This is a genomic window from uncultured Mailhella sp., from assembly GCF_947631555.1.
Classification (GTDB): Bacteria; Desulfobacterota; Desulfovibrionia; order Desulfovibrionales; family Desulfovibrionaceae; genus Mailhella.
Genome location: NZ_CANRLT010000140.1, coordinates 1 through 3,367 on the forward strand (window position 1 = coordinate 1; position 3,367 = coordinate 3,367).

Consider the following 3,367-nt stretch of genomic DNA (forward strand, 5'->3'; position numbering starts at 1 on the left):
GTTCAAGGGCATCGGCACACCCGTCAAACATCCCGAACGGGTGAACATGGTCATCTTCCGCGAGAATACCGAAGACGTCTATGCGGGCATAGAATACTCCGCCGGCAGCCCGGAAGCCGCGAAACTGGCCGGCTTCCTGCGTACGGAATTCGGAGCCGGCATCCGGGAAGGCTCCGCCATCGGCATCAAGCCCATGTCCGAATTCGGCAGCAAACGTCTTGTGCGCCGCGCCATCCAATACGCCCTTGAGCATTGCCTGCCCAGCGTTACCCTCGTCCACAAGGGCAACATCATGAAGTTCACGGAAGGCGGCTTCCGCGCCTGGGGCTACGAGGTGGCCCGTGAGGAATTCAGCGATGTCACCATTCCGGAAAAAGAAGCCACGCCGGAAAACAGCAAGGGCAAAGTCGTCATCAAGGATCGCATCGCGGACGCCATGTTTCAGGAGGCGCTGCTGCATCCCGAAGCCTACAGCGTGCTTGCCCTGCCGAACCTGAACGGAGACTATATCTCCGACGCGCTTGCGGCTCAGGTCGGCGGACTGGGCATGGCGCCCGGGGTAAACATGTCCGACAAGCTGGCCATTTTCGAAGCCACGCACGGCACGGCTCCAACGGCTGCGGGCAAAGACATTGCCAACCCGGGCAGTCTCCTTCTTTCAGGTGCGCTCATGCTCGAATACATGGGCTTTGCGGCCGCGGCGGAAAAAATCCGCAAGGCCATACTCCTGGCCATCGAAGCGAAAACCGTCACCCCGGATCTCGCCGCAGAAATGACCGGAGCGCACACGGTTTCCTGCTCACAGTTCGGACAGATCCTCCTTGCCAACATCAGGGAAGGTGCCGAGACAAGATAAGCCCACTCCCGGCACTGAGGCGTGAGGCAGGAAGCGGACGGTGCACCGCCGGCTCTCGCGAACGGGAAAACGCCGTCTGCCCAAAAAGGCGTATTTTTCGCTTGACGTACCAGACCTTCTATACTAAAAACTCACCTGTCGCGGAGAGGTTTCCGAGCCCGGCTTAAGGAGCACGATTGGAAATCGTGTGTACCCGAAAGGTACCAAGAGTTCAAATCTCTTCCTCTCCGCCACAAGAAAAATTTTTTGAGTCCTTTTGAGTGTGTAATCGCTTGAAAGGACTTATTTTTTTGACAAAACGTTGTTCTTTGTCGTGTGTAATTGTGTACCTTGATGGGTACCCATCCCACGGAAAGTGTGTTAAAAAGTGTGTACCTTTTGGGCAGGGATTTTTGTTTAAAGGTACACACTTTCGTGGTAAACATTCGGAGTACACGCATGGCTTGGGTCGAAAACTTGCTCACAGCGAAACAGATTGAGGTCGCTCTCCGTAAGGGTATTCCCACTCAACTTAATGATGGAGGAGGCCTCTTTTTTAATGTTAAGGAAAAAAACAAGGGAACATGGTTCATGCGCGGCCGCCTTAACGGGGTGGCCAAGCGCCGTGTGCTCGGCAACGAAAAAATGTCTCTTGCTGAAGCCCGTGCTTTGCGAAACAAAGAAAAACAAGCTTTGAAAGGGGGCATCGACTCCGTAGCCGAGCGCAAGACCAGGATGAAACGCATTGAAGAAGAACAACGCACGTTTGGTATGGTCAGCGATGAATGGATGACGTTCTGGAAAAACGATAAGGACGAAAAAACGGTTCAATCGACAATCGGACGGGTGAACAAGCATATTTTGCCCGCTTTAGGCAAAAGAGGATACGCAAGACTCACGTTTGCCGACCTCAAAGCCGTCTGTTCTCCTATTGCCGAAAGCGGCCGTCGGGAAATGGCTAGCCGTGTAGCCACCATAATTTCACAAATATGTCGATTTGCGAAAATGAACGGCTACCATAAGTACAACATTGCCGAAGACCTGACGACACTCTTTCCTAAACCGAAAAGGGATGTTAATTTTGAAGGCTTTCCCGCCATCACGGATAAGGAAGGTGTGGCAGACATGTTGCGTAAACTTGAAAAATATATTCAAGCTGGGCGTTGCTCCCCGTACATGTCCGCAGCCTTAAGGCTGTTTCCTCTCCTCCCCTTGCGAGCCACATCAATGCTCACCGCTCGCTGGGACGATGTAAATCTTGATGATGGGATATGGCGTATTCCCGCTGAAAGCATGAAGGGTAACATAGGCCAGAGAAAAGATTTCCTTATTCCTCTATCAGCGCAAGCCAGTATCATATTAAAGGAACTCTGTGACTTCCGAGTAAACAGTTGGCTTTTTCCATCAGGTGGAAAAACTGGGCATCTTGGCGTTGAAGGAGTTAACTGCTCTCTCCATCGTGCCGGGATACCCAAAGGAAAAATGTGCGTCCACGGCTGGAGAAAAGTATGGGGGTCACTGGCTCGTGAGTATGGACTACCAGATAAAATCGTAGAAAGGGGGTTGGCCCACTCCTCTGGTTCCGCAGTCGAGCAGGCGTATAATCGTGCCCAGTATCGGGAGGTAATGCACTATGCTTTTCAGTGGTGGGCAGATGTGCTAGACTCCTTAAGGGATGGCAAAGAGATTCCTCGTTTGTCTTTAGCCTCTGATATGTTGTTTTCATGATTTACAGCTTGGGGGGGACAGAATGGAAAAATTTTGGTTTAGAGGATACGAAGTTTTAGATCTTCTAAAGTGGAACGCCAAAGAGCTTAAAGAAGCGTGGGAATTTGGGCTTCTTGGATATGAAAATCAAAACGAACCAGTATATCCCGATGTGAACTTTCTTTATTAAGATTATTAATGTATGAACATGAAGATGAATTTTATTATAAAATAGAATTATCAAAAAAAGATAAAATAAAAAAGGCAGGTGGACTAATTGGAGGAGATTAAGTAAAAATAGGACAGCATCAAAAGAGCCTGAGCAAAAACTGCTCAGGCTCTTTTGGTATTATTCCTAAAAAGTGCTTTGATGTATACTTTTTTACCGTTACATCAGCAACTTTCCACCGTCAATTCCGAGCTGGCTCATGAAAGCATTCAGCGATTCTGCTCTGGCCGCGTCCCGCATGAGTTGACGCAGCGTGTCCACATCGGACGAGTTTTTAATATAATCAAGTACAGGCGAAGGTAGGCTGCCAAAGCGCGTCTCAAGTAAATCACGCAGGGCTATCCCTAAACCGCGACTTTCACCCCGTGCTTCACCAATGGAGATACCTTCAGCTTTACCAATGGAGATACCTTCAGCTTTACCAATGGAGATACCCCGTGCTTCGCCAATGGAGATACCTTCGGCCTTACCGAGGAGAACCCCTCTCTGGATGTATTCATTCTTCCACTGTGCGGCGCGTTCTTCCAACATGGCGGCCATCTCCTGCAAATCTTGAAATTCGGGAATTTTTCCCGTTACTCCTGCGCGTTTCAGGA

Annotated in this window: 3 protein-coding genes and 1 tRNA gene; 3 read left to right on the plus strand and 1 reads right to left on the minus strand. The window is 50.0% G+C overall.

The annotated features are described in order from the left end of the window. The 3 genes from Q0Z94_RS11535 to Q0Z94_RS11545 all read left to right on the plus strand — a co-directional run. The coding region (locus tag Q0Z94_RS11535; protein WP_298069858.1) for an isocitrate/isopropylmalate family dehydrogenase at positions 1–856 on the plus strand (856 nt) is incomplete at its 5' end. 142 nt (positions 857–998) lie between these two features. Further along, positions 999–1,089: transfer RNA gene (locus Q0Z94_RS11540), tRNA-Ser, on the plus strand. Between the two features lie 205 nt (positions 1,090–1,294). Beyond that, on the plus strand, positions 1,295–2,563 hold the full coding sequence (locus tag Q0Z94_RS11545) for an integrase arm-type DNA-binding domain-containing protein (RefSeq protein ID WP_298069860.1): 1,269 nt from the start codon (positions 1,295–1,297) through the stop codon (positions 2,561–2,563). 367 nt (positions 2,564–2,930) lie between these two features. On the opposite strand, the gene Q0Z94_RS11550 is transcribed toward Q0Z94_RS11545, so the two are convergent. Next, on the minus strand, positions 2,931–3,367 hold a 437-nt coding region (locus Q0Z94_RS11550), incomplete at its 5' end, for a hypothetical protein (RefSeq protein ID WP_298069862.1).